The 14,731-nt window shown below is 72.8% G+C and carries 14 protein-coding genes; 6 read left to right on the top strand and 8 right to left on the bottom strand.

What is annotated here, in order from left to right:
* Window positions 1-78: 78 nt before the first annotated feature.
* Window positions 79-654: a TetR/AcrR family transcriptional regulator gene (locus EDD93_RS37105; protein ID WP_260256112.1), complete on the top strand. Its 576-nt coding sequence runs from the start codon at window positions 79-81 to the stop codon at window positions 652-654.
* A gap of 110 nt (window positions 655-764) precedes the next feature.
* Here the strand turns inward: EDD93_RS37105 and EDD93_RS37100 are convergent, their stop codons facing one another.
* A complete protein-coding gene (locus EDD93_RS37100; RefSeq protein WP_123531015.1) occupies window positions 765-2,009 on the bottom strand; it encodes an MFS transporter in 1,245 nt (414 codons plus the stop codon).
* 124 nt (window positions 2,010-2,133) lie between these two features.
* Here EDD93_RS37100 and EDD93_RS37095 point away from each other — a divergent pair, with 124 nt between their 5' ends.
* Window positions 2,134-3,033 carry a LysR family transcriptional regulator gene (locus tag EDD93_RS37095; protein WP_123531003.1) on the top strand — a complete coding sequence of 300 codons (900 nt, stop codon included), beginning with the start codon at window positions 2,134-2,136 and terminating at the stop codon, window positions 3,031-3,033.
* Window positions 3,034-3,126: 93 nt separating this feature from the next.
* Here the strand turns inward: EDD93_RS37095 and EDD93_RS37090 are convergent, their stop codons facing one another.
* Window positions 3,127-3,480, bottom strand: a complete 354-nt coding sequence (locus EDD93_RS37090; protein WP_123531001.1) for a DUF6204 family protein — start codon at window positions 3,478-3,480, stop codon at window positions 3,127-3,129.
* 72 nt (window positions 3,481-3,552) lie between these two features.
* Here EDD93_RS37090 and EDD93_RS37085 point away from each other — a divergent pair, with 72 nt between their 5' ends.
* Window positions 3,553-4,449, top strand: a complete 897-nt coding sequence (locus EDD93_RS37085) for an arginase family protein (protein WP_123530999.1) — start codon at window positions 3,553-3,555, stop codon at window positions 4,447-4,449.
* Window positions 4,450-4,545: 96 nt separating this feature from the next.
* Window positions 4,546-6,516 (top strand): DUF5107 domain-containing protein, encoded by a 1,971-nt coding sequence (locus EDD93_RS37080; RefSeq protein ID WP_123530997.1) that lies wholly within the window; start codon window positions 4,546-4,548, stop codon window positions 6,514-6,516.
* Window positions 6,517-6,532: 16 nt separating this feature from the next.
* Here EDD93_RS37080 and EDD93_RS37075 read toward each other — a convergent pair whose 3' ends face one another.
* From EDD93_RS37075 to EDD93_RS37065, 3 genes are all read right to left on the bottom strand, one after another.
* Window positions 6,533-6,892 carry a VOC family protein gene (locus EDD93_RS37075; protein WP_123530995.1) on the bottom strand — a complete coding sequence of 120 codons (360 nt, stop codon included), beginning with the start codon at window positions 6,890-6,892 and terminating at the stop codon, window positions 6,533-6,535.
* 51 nt (window positions 6,893-6,943) lie between these two features.
* Entirely contained in the window at window positions 6,944-7,753 is an 810-nt protein-coding gene (locus EDD93_RS37070; RefSeq protein WP_123530993.1) for a class I SAM-dependent methyltransferase, read from the bottom strand.
* A gap of 201 nt (window positions 7,754-7,954) precedes the next feature.
* On the bottom strand, window positions 7,955-9,460 hold the full coding sequence (locus EDD93_RS37065) for a bifunctional phosphatase PAP2/diacylglycerol kinase family protein (RefSeq protein WP_123530991.1): 1,506 nt from the start codon (window positions 9,458-9,460) through the stop codon (window positions 7,955-7,957).
* A gap of 252 nt (window positions 9,461-9,712) precedes the next feature.
* Between EDD93_RS37065 and EDD93_RS37060 the strand changes: the two genes are divergently transcribed.
* A complete protein-coding gene (locus tag EDD93_RS37060; protein WP_123530989.1) occupies window positions 9,713-10,486 on the top strand; it encodes an IclR family transcriptional regulator in 774 nt (257 codons plus the stop codon).
* A complete protein-coding gene (locus tag EDD93_RS37055; RefSeq protein WP_123530987.1) occupies window positions 10,483-11,334 on the top strand; it encodes an SMP-30/gluconolactonase/LRE family protein in 852 nt (283 codons plus the stop codon). The genes EDD93_RS37060 and EDD93_RS37055 overlap by 4 nt, the downstream gene beginning before the upstream one ends.
* A 51-nt stretch (window positions 11,335-11,385) precedes the next feature.
* Here EDD93_RS37055 and EDD93_RS37050 read toward each other — a convergent pair whose 3' ends face one another.
* The 3 genes from EDD93_RS37050 to EDD93_RS37040 form a co-directional block, all read right to left on the bottom strand.
* Window positions 11,386-12,369, bottom strand: coding sequence for a hypothetical protein (locus tag EDD93_RS37050; RefSeq protein ID WP_123530985.1), 984 nt, complete (start codon window positions 12,367-12,369; stop codon window positions 11,386-11,388).
* 113 nt (window positions 12,370-12,482) lie between these two features.
* Window positions 12,483-13,511, bottom strand: a complete 1,029-nt coding sequence (locus tag EDD93_RS37045) for a zinc-binding dehydrogenase (protein WP_123530983.1) — start codon at window positions 13,509-13,511, stop codon at window positions 12,483-12,485.
* Window positions 13,508-14,662 carry a mandelate racemase/muconate lactonizing enzyme family protein gene (locus tag EDD93_RS37040; protein ID WP_123530981.1) on the bottom strand — a complete coding sequence of 385 codons (1,155 nt, stop codon included), beginning with the start codon at window positions 14,660-14,662 and terminating at the stop codon, window positions 13,508-13,510. Before EDD93_RS37040 ends, EDD93_RS37045 begins: the two co-directional genes overlap by 4 nt.
* Window positions 14,663-14,731: the final 69 nt, after the last annotated feature.

Genomic DNA, 14,731 nt, shown 5'->3' with positions numbered 1-14,731 from the left:
TGGCAACGCGACGCCGCCCGGACGACGATGGCCGGGGCGCACGGGTGCGTGGAGCCTCGGGAAAGGGAGTGGATGGCCATGGCAGGGCAGCGGCGGGGCAGCGACACGAAGGCCGAGATCCGCAAGGTGGCCATCGAGCTGTTCACCGGGCAGGGCTACGAGGCGACGTCCCTGCGGGAGATCGCCGAACGCCTCGGCATCACCAAGGCCGCCCTCTACTACCACTTCAGCAGCAAGGAAGACATCGTCCGGTCGCTGTTCTCCGCGCACCTGGACTCGCTGGAGGCCATGGTCGTCTGGGCCCGTGAGCAGCCTCCCGGCGCCGACCTGCCCAGCCGTGCCGTGGACCGGATGGTCGACCTGGTCACCGGAGACGGCCTCCCCGCCATGCGCTTCGCGCTGGCCAACCAGCAGATCGTGCGGGACCTGCACCCCGGCCGGGAGAACGCCTTCGCGAAACTGGCCGAACTCTTCGCGATCCTGGCGGGCCCGAATGCCTCCGTGGAGGAGGAGCTCCGGCTGCGGTCGGCGCTGCTCAGCGTCAATATCGTGTTGCTGGCGGCGCAGGGGATGAAGGCGTCCGACGCCCAGATCGCCTCGGTGGCGCGAGACATCGCGCATCTGCTGGTTCCGCCGGGCGCCGAGCCGCGGTGACCGGCGGGTGCGAGGCGTTCGCGCAGCCGTTGCGGCAGGACTCGAACGTGGCCGTACCCGCTCTTGCCGGCCGGCCCGCCGCCGCCCTCGCTCCCCAGGCACCCGGTCACCTACCGGGGCGTGGTGGCTCCCGTACCCCCGGGCGGCCGGGCTCCGACGGCCGACGCGGGGGACCGGCCGACCGTCGTGGTCACCAGCGCACCCACCGCGAGCGCTCCGCCCACCCACATCACCGCCGTGATGCCGATGCCGTCCGCCGCGAGCCCGCCGGTCAGCGCGCCCAGCGCGATGGCTCCGTTGAACACCCCGACGAACAGGGAGGATGCCGCCTCACGGGCGTCCGGGCAGGCGAGCAGGATCCAGGTCTGCGTGCTGACCGAGACGCCTCCGTAGCTCAGGCCCCAGACCGCCATCAGCACGGCAGCGAGAGCCACCGACCCGCCCAGCCACGGCAGGGCGGTCACGGTGGCGGCCATGACCGCGCTGATCACCAGCAGCGTCCTGCGCGGCGAGCGGGCCGCCCCGGCCCCGGCCAGGAAGTTCCCCGCCACGCCGGCGACCCCGTACACCAGGAGCAGTGTGCCGATCATTCCCGCGCCGACGCCGGAGACGTCCTCCAGCACCGGCCTGATGTAGGTGTACGCAGCGAAGTGACCGGTCACCACGAAGCCGACGACGATGAGGCCCGTGCGCACCTGGGCGTTGCCGAACAGCCCCATCACACCGCCGAGCGGAATTGCGCGCTCCGCGGGCAGCCGGGGCAGCAGGACCGCCGCCGCGGCCAGGACCGCCAGTCCGAGCCCGGCGGCCGCGAGGAACGCGGAGCGCCACCCGGCCGCCGCTCCCAGGTACGTTCCGGCCGGAACGCCCAGCACGGACGCCACGGCGATGCCGCTGAAGACCAGCGAGGTGGCGGGGCCGACCGATGTCGCCGGCACCAGCCGCACAGCGAGGCCGGCCGCGAGGGCCCAGACGCCGCCCATGCCGATGCCGACCAGGACGCGGGCCACGACCACGATCCCGAAGTTCGGAGCCCAGGCCACGCCCAGGTTGCCGATCACCAGCACGGCGACCAGTGCACAGAGCGCCGTCCGGCGGTCGGCCCTGCCCAGCATCGAGACGAGTACCGGGGACGAGACCGCCGCGACCAGTCCGGTGATCGTCAGCGTGAGGCCTGCCACCCCTTCGGAGACCCCGAGCGACTCGCCCATCGGGGGCAGCAGCCCGACGGGCAGCATTTCGGACGTGACCACCGTGAACGTACCCAGCGTCAGGGCCACCACGCCCAGCCAGCCACTGAGCGGTGACCTCAGCCGGGCGGTTGGTGTGCCTGTGGATTCCTCAACCTGCGTCATGCCTCCAGCCAACAGACCGCAGGGCGAGGGAACAACGGCCGATCTCTCATCCTTCCATGAGCTGGGCTCATCGATAGATTGACCGTCCGCGACCACCGGTGCCGCGGTGGGGGGAGAAACCGCTGTGAGCAGTCTGGACGCCCGCGAGCTGGAGGCCTTTCTGGCACTGGCCGAAGAACTCCATTTCGGGCGAGCGGGGGAACGCCTGTACGTCTCGCAAAGCCGTATCAGTCAGCTGTTGCGGTCCCTGGAGAGCAAGACCGGTGCCCGGCTTGTCGAGCGCACCAGCCGCCGGGTCCGGCTCACGCCGCTCGGCGAGCAGCTCCTCGCGGGACTGCGCCCGGCCTTCGACGCCATCGTGAAGACGGTCGACGAGGTCCGGGACGTGGCGCGGGGGGTCGGGGGGCTGTTCCGCATCGGCTTCCAGGGCACGGCCAACGACCAGGTCATGAACGCCATCGCGCTCTTCCAGAGCCGGTATCCGGACTGCGCCACAGAGATCGTCGAGATCCCGTTCTCCGACCCCTTCGGACCGGTGCACCGGCGAGAGGTCGACACGGCGGTGGTGCTGATGCCGGTCCAGGAGAGCGAGTTGGTGCTGGGCCATGTCTTCTCCAAACAGCCGCATTCGCTCGCCGTGTCCTCCCGGCACCCCTTCGCCGAGCGCGATGCCCTCGACGCCGAGGACCTCGCCGCCTGTCCGCTCATCGGCGTCCACGGTGCGGCCCCGGAGTACTGGCGCCGCGCTCAGGCCCCGGCCGCCACCCCCGGGGGCCGTCCCATCCCCGCCGGCCCCTCGGTAGGCACCCTCCAGGAGGGCCTGGCGCTGGTACAGGCGGACCGCGGCGCGATGCTGCTGTGCCACCCCACCGCCGACTACTACGGCCGCCGCGCGGTCACCTTCGTCCCTCTCACCGGCCTCCAGGACTCCGTTCTCGCCCTCGTGTGGCACCGCAACCACGAGACCGCCCGTACCCGCGCCTTCTCCCAGGCCCTCGCGGCCGTCGCCGACAGCGCCGCGTGAGTGGCCCGGCGGTCTGGAGTGCGGTGTTTCAGCCCACCCGGCTCAGAGGCGGGGCGGAAGGCGGTCCAGCGTGCCTGCCGCCGCCGGCCGCTGTCACTCGGCCCCCGATGCCCGCCGCCCCTTGTAGTTGATCTTCATGGTGTCCATGTCCGTGGCAGTGGAGCGCAGTTCGCCGTGCCCGTATCCGCGCCCGCGCAGCTCCGTCTCCGCGCGGTCCTCGGCGATGGCGCACGCCATCTCCGGACCGTCCCCGGCGTCCGACACGACGACGTAGCGGAAGCTGAAGTGCTTGAGCGCCCGGTCGTAGGTGAGCGAACCCTCCTCGGTGAACGCCATCGCCGCCAGGCCGTGCTGCTCCACCCCGGCCAGCATCCGCTCCCGTGCCACGTCCGTCAGCCCGGCCCAGGTGCCGCGCACGATCACTCGGTAGGTGTGCTGCGTGCTCATCGTGATCCACCGTCTCCGTTACGCCCCGCAAACCGCTTGAGCGGCAAGCCTACGGCCGGGAGGATGAGGCGCATGCGGAATATTGTCGTGCTCGACGCCCCCTCCAACCTGGGGCTCCGACCGCCGGCCCCAGGCACCGTCCCCGGCTGCTACAAGCTCGCCGGGGCGCTGCGGGAGCAAGGGATCCTCCAGCGCGTCGGGGCCCGTGAGGGCGGCGTCGTCGTACCGCCCCGCTACGACCGGGGCGACTGGCAGGAGGGCGACGGAGTCTTCAACGCCGCCGCGATCGCCCGCTACACCCCGGTCCTCGCCGACCGGATCGAGAGCCTGGTCCGCTCCGGCGCCCTTCCCCTCGTCCTCGGCGGGGACTGCTCCATCCAGCTCGGCGCCTCGCTCGCGCTGCGCCGGCTCGGCCGCTACGGGCTCGTCGCGATCGACGGCTCCGCGGACTTCCGTCACCCCGGCAACAGCGACGGGGTCGGCGCGGCGGCCGGCGAGGAGGTGGCCATCGCCACCGGCCGGGGCCAGGACGACCTCGCCGATCTGGAGGGGCTGCGGCCCTACCTCCGGGACGAGGACATCCGGCTCGTCGGCATCCGCGACTACGACGAGGACCGTGCCGAACTCGCCGAGCTGAAGATCCCCTTCGTGACCGTGGGCGAACTGCGCGAGCGGGGCGCCGGGCCGCTCGCGGCGGACCTCCTGAGCACCCTGGAGGTCCCGGCGCTCGACGGCTTCTGGGTGCACCTGGACGCCGACGTCCTCGACCCGTCCGTCATGCCCGCCGTGGACAGCCCCGACGACGGCGGCGTCCTCCCCGGCGAACTGGGCCCGCTGCTGCGCGCACTGGTCCGCTCGCCGCGCTGCGCAGGCCTCAACATCACCGTCTACGACCCCGATCTCGACCCGGACGGCACCGCGGGTGCCATGCTCACCGACCTGGTGGTCGCGGCTTTTGCCGAAGAGTGACGGCCGATCCCCTGGTCCGGGCGGCCCGCAGCGTGTTCCATGGTCATCGGGGGGCGCCCGGACCTGCGGCGGCCCGCGCGAGGGAGCGAGGTTGCCTTGGCCACCACCGTACGACGTGCCGTACTGACCCTGCCCGCGGCGGCGGTGGGACCGGAGAATCCGCTGCCCGCGTTGCGGCCCCTCGACGAGATGCACGTCGTCGACGACCGCGACCGGGCCGGTCTGCCCCGCGACATGGCCCGCCAGATCGGCCACGAGCCGCTGGCCACCGTCCTGCCGGTGCCCGTCCTCGACGGGTACGGACGCGAGCGCACCCCCACCGGCCTCGATGCGATCGTGATCGAGAACGACCGGATCCGGGCCACCGTGCTGCCCGGATACGGCGGCCGCATCCACTCCCTCTTCCACAAGCCCACCGGCCGGGACCTCGTCTACACCAACCCCGTCCTGCAGCCCGCCGACTTCGCGCTCAACGGCGCCTGGTTCTCCGGCGGCATCGAGTGGAACATCGGCGCCACCGGCCACACCACCCTGTCCTGCGCCCCCGTGCACGCCGCCCTGGTCACCGCCCCCGACGGCGGCCGGATGGTCCGGCTCTGGGAGTGGGAGAGGCTGCGCGACCTGCCGTTCCAGGTGGACCTGTGGCTGCCCGACGATTCCGACTTCCTCCACGTCGGCGTACGGATACGCAACCCGCACGAGCACCCCGCACCGGTCTACTGGTGGTCCAACATCGCCGTACCGGAGGGCGAGCGCACCCGGGTGGTGGCCCCGGCCGAGGAGGCCTGGCACTTCGGCTACGAACGCAGCCTCAACCTGGTCCCGGTCCCCCAGAGCGGCTCGGTCGACCGCACGTACCCGCTGCGCAGCGACTTCCCCGCCGACTACTTCTACGAGGTGCCCGACGGCGCCCGACGCTGGATCGCCTCCCTCGACGAGAACGGTCACGGGCTCGTCCAGACCTCCACCGACCTGCTGCGCGGCCGCAAGCTGTTCCTCTGGGGCAGCGGGCCCGGCGGCCGTCGCTGGCAGGAGTGGCTCACCGAACCGGGCACCGTCGGCTACGCGGAGATCCAGGCCGGACTCGCCCGCACCCAGCTGGAACACGTGCCGCTGGAGCCCGGCGGCGAATTCAGCTGGCTGGAGTCGTACGGACCCCTGTCGGCGGACCCAGCCGCCGTGCACGGCGACGACTGGTCCGCCGCCCGCGCGGAGACCGAGCGGCGGCTGGCCGACGCCCTGCCGCGCGCCGATGTGGACGCCGCGTACGAGGCCTGGCGCCGCTGCGCCGACACCGAACCCGGCGAGGTCCTCGCCACCGGGTCAGGCTGGGGCGCGCTGGAGGTGCGGCGCGGCGGGTACAAGCTGCCCGGCACCCCGTTCGCCGAGTCCACGCTGGGTGAACAGCAGGCACCCTGGCTGGAGTTGCTTGAGCAGGGGTCGTTCCCCGAACCGCGCAGGGTGGCGCCGCCCGGCCCCTCGCTGGTCTCCCCGCACTGGCGCGACATGCTGGAGACGGCTGCCGCCGAGCCGCTCACCGAATACCACCTGGGCATCGCCCAGTGGCACGCCGACGACCGCGCCCAGGCCGTACGCAGCTGGGAGCGCGGACTGGCCCTGGCCCCCTCCCGCTGGCCACTGCTGCGCTGCCTCGCCGTCGCCGCCCAGGAGAGCCGCCAGTGGGAACGGGCCGCCGACCACTACACGGAGGCGTTCGACGACCTGTGCGCGGAGCGCCGGGACGACGGCGACACCTGGACGGCCGCCACCGCCGCCCTCGGCCGGGAGGCGATCGAGGCGCTGCTGACAGCGGGCCGGGCGGAGGCTGCCCGCACCGTCTGGGACGGGCTGCTCCCGGCGATCCGCAGCCGTGGCCGCTTCCGCCTGCTGGAGGCCAGGCTGCTGATCGCGGAGGGCGACCGGGCGGCCGCACGCGCGTTGTTCGACGAGGGCTTCGAGGTCGCCGACCTGCGCGAGGGTGCGGAGATCCTGGACGAGGTGTGGGCCGAGCTGACGGACGAGCCGCTGCCGGACCGCTACAACTACCGTATGCGCCCGCTCACCTGACGGCAGGGCAGGTGCGTCAGCCCCCGGCGGACAGGTTGCGGTCGACGTACTCGAAGACCGAACCGTCCGGGTGCACGGCGATCAGATTGCGGCCGACGGGCGTGTGGACGGGGCCCGCGATGACGCGGGCGCCCACCCGGGCCAGCGAGGCGTTGGCCTCGTCCACGTCCTTGACCGCGATCGTCGCCGTCACCTTGCGCAGGATCTCCAGCTCCGCCTCGGGGCCGCTCATCAGCAGGAAGCAGCTGATGGCGGCCACCGAGACCCCGCCGCGCTCGAAGCGCAGCGCCGAACTGCCCGTCAGGTTCTCGTAGAAGGCCACCGCGCCCTCCAGGTCGTCGACGCAGATACGCAGCGTGGTTCCCAGGATTTCCATGCGGAACAGGGTAGTTGGCCGGTCAGAGGCGTGTGATCGATTCGGCCGCGCTCATGCGCGGCACAGCACCTCGCCGTGCGGGACCATGAACCAGCCGTCGCTCTGCTCGCCCCAGGTGCGCCACGCCCCGGCGATCGCGGTCAGCTGTCCGGGCGTCGCGTGACCGCCGTCGACCGCCAGCTCCGCGTAGACCGAGCCGACGGTACGGTCCGCCCACAGCCCGCTCCACCAGTCGCGGCTCTCCGGGGTGCCGAAGCACCAGGCGGCGGCCGTCGGGACGATGTCGGTGAAGCCGGCCTGCCGGGCCCAGGAGAGCAGCCGGCGGCCCGCGTCGGGCTCGCCGCCGTTGGCGCGGGCCACCCGGCCGTACAGCTCCTGCCAGGCGTCCATTTCGGGCACCTCGGGGTACCAGGTCATCGCCGCGTAGTCGCTGTCCCGGGCCGCGACCACGCCACCGGGGCGGCAGACCCGGCGCATCTCGCGCAGCGCCTGTACCGGGTCCCCGACATGCTGGAGCACTTGATGGGCGTGGACCACGTCGAAGGTGTCGTCGGGGAAGTCCAGGGCGTGCACGTCGGCGGTGGTGAACTCCAGGTTTTCCAGGCCGCGTTCCGCCGCCACTTCCGCCGCCTGGTCCAGGATCTCGCGGGTGGTGTCGACGGCGGTCACCCGGCCGGGGGCGACCAGTGCGGCGATGTCCGCGGTGATGGTCCCTGGGCCGCAGCCCACGTCCAGTACGGCCATGCCGGGGCGCAGTTCACCGATGAGGTATCCCGCGGAGTTGGCGGCGGTGCGCCAGCGGTGCGAGCGCAGCACCGACTCGTGGTGGCCGTGGGTGTAGACGGCGGTCTCCTTCGGCATGACCGTGCATCCTCTCTCGAAAACGCGAGCCGCTGAACGCGGCCGCGAAGTGCTGATCGGTACGGCTACGGTACGCCCGGATGCCGAATAATGAGATGGCCATCTTGGTATGTGGGACGGTGTTGATTCGTGGTGGCGCGGGCACGCGAAAGGGCGGCCGACTCGGCGTCGGCCGCCCCTCGTTCGTCCGCCCGCGTCGGCTCACATCTGCATCGGGCAGTACACCGTCAGTGCCTCCGGCAGCTTGTCGACCATCAACTCACGTCCGCTGTGCGCCACTTCTCCGTCGTACGCGTACGGTGTCCCCGGCTTGAGGCCGGCGATCCGCACCCGGTGGCGGCGGACGGCGGCATGCATGGGGGAGCGGGTCAGCGGGCCGGCGACGGCCGCGGCCAGCAGTCGCAGCCCCGGGGTCCGTCCGCCGTGCACCACCCGTACGTCCAGCAGCCCGTCCGCGAGGTTGTGGCGCCGCCCCGGTGCCGGGCCCACCCGCTGGAAGAGGCCGTTGCCGACGAACAGCAGCCACAACGGACGCCGTCGTCCCTGCAGTTCGGCCTCCAGCGGCTGCCGGCCCTGCAGCGCCTGCAGGGCGGCGAGCACTCCGGCCGGCCAGCCTCCGATCCGGGGGGACCAGTGCTCGCGGGTCCGGACCAGCTCGGGATAGACGCCCATGCTGAACGCGTTGAGGAAGTAGCCGTGGGCGCCGCCGGGCCCGTCCGGACCCGGCCGGAAGCGGCCCAGGTCCACCCGCACCGCATCGCCGGCCGCGATCGCGGAACAGGCGTCGGCCACGGTCTCGATGCCCAGGTCGTACGCGAAGTGGTTCAGCGTGCCGCCGGGAAACACGGCCAGCGGCAGACCGTGCACGGAAGCCACCGCCGCCGCCCGGTTGACCGTGCCGTCGCCGCCGCAGACGCCCAGCGCCCGGCCCCGTCCCGCCGCCTTCTCCAGTTCGGCGGAGACCTCCTCGGGGGGACACTCGACGACCTCGGCGTTCGGCAGCGCGTCCCGGACCAGCGAGGCCGTGGCCGTCGCCGTCCCGGACGCCTGGTTCACCACGACGACCAGGTCCTGGCCGTCGGGCAGCGAGGGTGCGTGGGCGGGGGGTCTGCCCGGGGCGGGCAGCTGCCCCCGGGTCGGGACGACGCCGCGCAGGGCGAACGCGGCTCCTATGCCCAGCGCCGCACCGGCCACCACATCGCTCGGGTAGTGGACGCCGGTGTAGACGCGGGACGCCGCCACGGACAGCGCGACCGGCGCGATGACCGCCCCCCAGCCCTTCGACTCCAGCGCCACGCCGGTGGCGAAGGCGGCGGCCGACGCGGCGTGCCCGGACGGGAACGACGTGGTGACCGGCTGGCGCTTGAGCTGTCGTATCACCGGAACGGCGTCCAGTATCGGGCGCTCCCTGCGGACCGCGCCCTTGCCGACCGTGTTGATCGTGGCCGATGCCACCGCCATCGAGGCGATCCCGCGCAGCGCCGCCCGCCGGGCCCTGGCGCTGCCGCCGAACACGGCCATGCCCGCCGCGGCACCGGCCCACAACAGGCCGTGATTGGCGCTGCGGCTGAGCCGCGGCAGTACGGGTGCGGCGGCCGGCCAGTGCCGCCGGGCCAGGTCCTGGAACACGGCGAGATCGCATCGGTGCAGCAGGTTCCGCAGCCCGGCGGGGCTCGGCAGATGTGAAGGGTTGCTCGGTGACGACATGGGACAGCGAATACCCTGCCGGGCCGTGCCGAATCAACCGGCGCGCCCGGACGGGCTGCTCGGACCCGCCCGCCGGGTGACTTCAGGCCCTCGCCATTCAATGACATAAAGGGGCAATCACCATGTAATCGGGCAGGGTCCGGTGGTGGAGGTCACTTCGTCATTGCCCGGAGAAGTGCGCCCCGCTTAGCCTGTGTTCGTGATGCCGGTCACTGGCCGGAATGTCGAACGCGAGAGGGTGGTGCAACGACCATGGGGCGACTTGTCCCAGCGGTGACCAGGGCGCTGGACGTACTCGAACTCTTCCTCGACGGTGACGGTACGCTCTCCGCGCCCGAGGTCACCCGCAAGCTCCAGCTGCCCCGCACCACCGTCCATGAGCTGCTCACCACACTGGCCGCCCGCTCCTACCTGGTGACCACCCCGGACCAGCCCGGCCGCTACCGCCTCGGCGTCCGCACCTACCAGCTCGGCAGCCGGTACGCCGAGCAGCTCGACCTCGCCGCCGAGGGCCGCCAGGTGGCCCAGCAGGTGGCCGAGACGTGCGGGGAGACCGTCCACGTGGCGATCCTGGAGGAGACCGACGTCATCTACATCGCCAAGGTGGACTCCACCCACGCGGTCCGGATGGTCTCGGCGGCCGGCCGCAAGCTGCCCGCCCACTGCACGTCCGTCGGCAAGATGCTCCTCGCCGCCCTGCCCGGCCGGGAGCTCGACGCCCGGCTCGACGGCCTCGAACTGACAGGCATGACCCCGAACAGCATCACCGACGAGGCGGAGCTGCGCACCGCGCTCGACGCCGTCCGGGAGCGCGGCATCGCGGTGGAGCACCGCGAGTCCAACCCGGACGTGAGCTGTGTGGCCGCACCCGTACGGGACCGGACCGGCAGGGTCGTCGCGGCGCTCTCCATCTCCGTCCCGATGATCCGCTGGAGCGATGAGCGCGAACAGGAGCTGGCCGCCCTCGCCGCCGACGGCGCCGCAGACCTCTCGGGCCGGCTCGGACACCACGGGGGACGGGTATGAGCCGCCCGCGCCTCGAAGTCGCCGTCCGCGAGCACGCCGCACTCGGTGAGGGCCCGACCTGGGACCCGGCCACCGGACGCCTCATCTGGGTCGACATCCTCGGCGCCCGGATCCACACCTACGAACCGGCCACCGGCCGCCGTACGGTCATGGCCACCGAACAGCACGTCGGGGCGGCCAAACCGCGAGCGGGCGGCGGCCTGGTCGTCAACCTGCGCGACGGCATAGGCCTCTACGACGCCGACGGCGCCTTCCGCTGGCTGGTCCACGACGCCGAACCGGGACGGCGTGGCAACGACGCTGCGGTGGCGCCGGACGGGGCGCTGTGGGCGGGCACCATGCGCTACGACGAGTCGGAGACGGGCGGGAGCCTCACCCGCGTCGCGCCCGACGGCACGACCACCCGAATACTGCCCCTGGTGGCCTGCAGCAACGGCACCGGATGGAGCCCCGACGGCCGGCTGATGTACTACATCGACACGGCGACCCGCCGGATCGACGTCTTCGACGTGGACGGCGAACAGGTCGGCGGCCGCCGCCCGTTCGCCACCGTGGAGGAGGGGGCCGGTTACCCCGACGGGCTGACGGTGGACGCTGAGGGGGCCGTCTGGGTCGCCCTCTGGGACGGGGCCGCGCTGCGCCGCTACACGGCGGACGGCGTGCTGGAGCGCGTCGTCGAGCTGCCGGTGCGGCGGCCGACGTCCTGCGCCTTCGGCGGACCCGGCCTGCGCGACCTGTACATCTCCACGGCCCGCGGCGGCCTCGAAGCCCCGCATCCGCTGGCCGGTTCGCTGCTCGTCCTGCCGGACGCGGGCCGCGGCACGGCCGGCACACCCTTCGCCGGCTGACGGGCCCGCGTCGCCGGGCGGGTCCGGATCACGGCCCCGCCCGGCGACGGCTCACTCCGCGGGGAAGCGGCGCAGCGGGCCGGGCAGCCGGGAGCCCAGCGGCGACATGTTCCCGTCGGCGCCGTGCCGGGCCAGCAGGTCGAGGACGAGCCGGCCGCGCCTGACCCGCTCGCGGGCCGTGTCCAGGGCGGCATCGCGCAGATGGGCGCCGTACGGGTAGATGCCGGGCGCCCTGGACAGCCCGAACTTGAGATAGAGCGGGGCGCCGCGCCGGATGAGCTCGGCCGCCTCGTACATCCGCACATAGCCGCCGAGGTCGTCCGGAGCCTCGATATACAGGTCCATGGGCGCGGCCGACACCCGCCTGATCTCGGTGAAGTGAGCGAGCGTCAGATCGGAGGGGATGTTGACCGAGTCCGCGCCGAGCCGCTCGTGGACCGCGTAGGACGCCGGGTTGACCGGGCCGATCAGCGCCGACACCTTGAACGTCGTGTCGGCGGGCAGCACGCCCTGGACGCGCAGCCGGTGCAGCGTCCAGAGCACTCCCTCGTCGGCGACGAGCAGGCACCTCACGCCCAGTTCCGAGGCCCGCAGGGCGTCCTCGACACAGCCGGCCAGGGCGTCGTGCCCACGGGCGCGCAGCCCCGCCCCGCCCGAGTCGGTACGGAACGACGCGCCGGTGTCCCAGCTGCCGCGCGGTCCGGTGAACAGGCAGAGCTCGATGCCCCGTTCGGCGCAGCCCTCGGCCATCTCGGTGATCTCGGCGTCGCCGAGCATCCAGATCCCGCTGCCCTGGCTGACCCGGTGGACGGGAACATCGAGCCGCGCGCTCTCCTCCAGTACGACGGAGAGCGCCTCGGGCCCCTCCACCGACGGGATCTCGGTCCGCCAGGTGCCGCCGTCCGGGAAGGAGTGCGGGGAGGCGTCGGCCGGGTCCGGGGCCGGGGCGCCGAGCCCGAGCGCGGTGAGCGCGGGCTCTCCCGGACGCCGGGCGCCTGGGCGGGTGCCGGACGGGGCGATGGAAGCGGAGGTCATCAGCGACCTTTCGTGTTCGGGGGGTCGGACTCTCGTGTTCGGTCGGCCGGACAGGGTTCGGAAGCAGAGGGGTGCGGGGGCCGCCGCCCGTCAGGGGACAGGGCGGCCCTCCCTCAGGGGCGCATCAGGACCTTGCCCGTCCCCGGGGCGCCGCCCCCGACCAGCGCCACGGCGTCCGCGAACCGCTCCAGCGGGAACTCGTGCGTGATCAGCGCCGCCGGATCGAGCAGCCCGGCGGTGAACGCCCGTACCGCGTACGACCAGGACGCGGAGGACGCCCCGAACACGCTGCGCACGGTGAGCTGGCTCAGCGACATGTGCACCGGGTCGATGCCGGTGGCCCCGAGGGCGAAGATCCCGGTGAGCACCACCCGGCCGCCGCGCCGTGCGAGCAGGCAGGCATCGGCGGCCGTGGTCGCGGCTCCCGCCGTCTCCACGACCAGGTCGTACCGGCCGCGCACCGCCGTGGCCTCCTCGGGGCTCAGGGCCTCGCTCGCCCCGAACGCCAGGGCCCGGCCGGCCCGTTCGGCCCTCGGGTCGATCACCGTCAGCTCACCGGGTGACACCGAGGCCAGCAGCTGCGCCGCGAGCAGCCCGAGGGTGCCGGCGCCCACGACCGCGATCCGCTCCCCGGGCTCCGGCGTCCCGGCCCTTACCGCCGCGGCGACCACGGCGGCGGGTTCCAGCAGCGCGGCGGCGCGCAGGTCCGCGTCGTCGGCCAGCGGGTGCAACAGCCGGGCGGGTACCACGACATGGTCCGCGAACGCCCCGGGCCGGGTGAACCCCGTCTCGTCGTACCCCGCCGAGCACAGCGAGGTCTCGCCGGCCCGGCACCGCTCGCAGCCGCCGCAGGAACGGAACCCCTCGGCGACCGTACGGCGTCCGGCCAGGGCCGGGTCGACGCCCGCGCCGACGGCCTCGATCACCCCGGACCACTCGTGTCCGGGCACCACCGGGTAGCGGACGTAGCCGGGGTCGCGGCGGCCGTCGTACACCTCGCGGTCGCTCATGCAGATGCCGGCAGCGGCGACCCGGACCCGGACCTCCCCCCGGCCGGGTTCCACAACAGGTCCTTCGGTCAGCCGGTGGCCGCCGGGCCGGTCGACCGTGATCGCCCGCGAGCGGGCCGGGGCGGTGCTCACTCGGGCTGCCTCTTCTCCCAGCCGTCGGCCCAGAGGTCGAACCTGGCCCGCTGCTGGGGGAATTCGGCGGCGGCGTCCACGTCGAGCTCCACGCCGAGCCCCGGGGCGTCGGAGAGTTCGAAGCAGCCGGTCGCGGGGTCGACCTGCGGGGCGCCCCGTACGACCTTCTTGATCTCGGCGTCGGCGAAGTCATTGAAGTGCTCAAGGATCTTGAAGTTGGGCGTGCAGCCGGCGACCTGGAGGCTGGCCGCCGTCAGGACCGAGCCGCCCACGTTGTGCGGGGCGATCAGCGTGTAGTGAGTCTCTGCGGTCGCCGCGAGCTTCCGCGTCTCCAGGATGCCGCCGATGTGGCCGACGTCCGGCTGGATGATGTCGACGGCCTGTGACTCGAACAGCTCGCGGAACTCGATCCGGTCGTGGATGCGCTCGCCGGTCGCGATCGGCATGTCGACCTTGCCGGCCACCTTGGCCAGCGCCTTGAGGTTCTCCGGCGGCACCGGCTCCTCCAGCCAGGCGGGCTTGAAGGGGGCCATCTCGTGGGCGATCCGCACCGCCGTGGACGGGCTGAACCGGCCGTGCATCTCCAGCATCAGTTCGGTGTCGGGCCCGATCGCGTCCCGGACCGCCTCGATCAGCGACACCGCGTACCGGGTCTCCTCCTGGCCCAGCTCGTAGTGGCCGGTCCCGAAGGGGTCGATCTTCAGCGCACGGTAGCCGCGCGCGACGACCCCGGACGCCGCCTCGTGGTAGGCCTGCGGGGTGCGCTCGGTGGTGTACCAGCCGTTGGCGTACGCCTTGACCCGGTCGGTGACCTTTCCGCCGAGCAGCTGCCAGACCGGGACGCCGAGCGCCTTGCCCTTGATGTCCCAGCAGGCCGTCTCGATGACCGCGATGCCCGACATCACGATCTCGCCGGCCCGTCCGTAGTCGCCGTACTTCATCCGGCGTACCAGGTCCTCCACGGCGAACGGATCCGAACCGGCGATGTGGTTGGCCTCCGCCTCGCGCAGGTAGCCGATCAGCGCGTCGGTGCGGCCGAGCATCCGGGTCTCGCCCACACCGGTGAGGCCTTCGTCGGTGTGCACCTGCACATACGTGAGGTTCCGCCAGGGCGTTCCGACCACATGTGTACTGATTCCGGTGATGCGCAAGGCAACTGCCCCTCGATGTGTTCGATATTTCGTCACTCGTTCGAAATCTTGGCGTGACCGTAATGACGC

The sequence above is a fragment of the Streptomyces sp. 840.1 genome (assembly GCF_003751445.1).
GTDB lineage: Bacteria > Actinomycetota > Actinomycetes > Streptomycetales > Streptomycetaceae > Streptomyces.
The sequence above is the reverse complement of the archived record's forward strand: the minus strand, read 5'-3'. Positions and strand labels throughout refer to the sequence as shown.

Bases quoted from the DNA above. Each gene is read 5' to 3' on its own strand.
- EDD93_RS37105 (WP_260256112.1), top strand. From the start codon at position 79: ATGGCAGGGCAGCGGCGGGGCAGCGACACGAAGGCCGAGATCCGCAAG.
- EDD93_RS37100 (WP_123531015.1), bottom strand. From the start codon at position 2,009: ATGACGCAGGTTGAGGAATCCACAGGCACACCAACCGCCCGGCTGAGG.
- EDD93_RS37090 (WP_123531001.1), bottom strand. From the start codon at position 3,480: ATGAGCACGCAGCACACCTACCGAGTGATCGTGCGCGGCACCTGGGCC.
- EDD93_RS37085 (WP_123530999.1), top strand. From the start codon at position 3,553: ATGCGGAATATTGTCGTGCTCGACGCCCCCTCCAACCTGGGGCTCCGA.
- EDD93_RS37075 (WP_123530995.1), bottom strand. From the start codon at position 6,892: ATGGAAATCCTGGGAACCACGCTGCGTATCTGCGTCGACGACCTGGAG.
- EDD93_RS37070 (WP_123530993.1), bottom strand. From the start codon at position 7,753: ATGCCGAAGGAGACCGCCGTCTACACCCACGGCCACCACGAGTCGGTG.
- EDD93_RS37065 (WP_123530991.1), bottom strand. From the start codon at position 9,460: ATGTCGTCACCGAGCAACCCTTCACATCTGCCGAGCCCCGCCGGGCTG.
- EDD93_RS37060 (WP_123530989.1), top strand. From the start codon at position 9,713: ATGGGGCGACTTGTCCCAGCGGTGACCAGGGCGCTGGACGTACTCGAA.
- EDD93_RS37055 (WP_123530987.1), top strand. From the start codon at position 10,483: ATGAGCCGCCCGCGCCTCGAAGTCGCCGTCCGCGAGCACGCCGCACTC.
- EDD93_RS37050 (WP_123530985.1), bottom strand. From the start codon at position 12,369: ATGACCTCCGCTTCCATCGCCCCGTCCGGCACCCGCCCAGGCGCCCGG.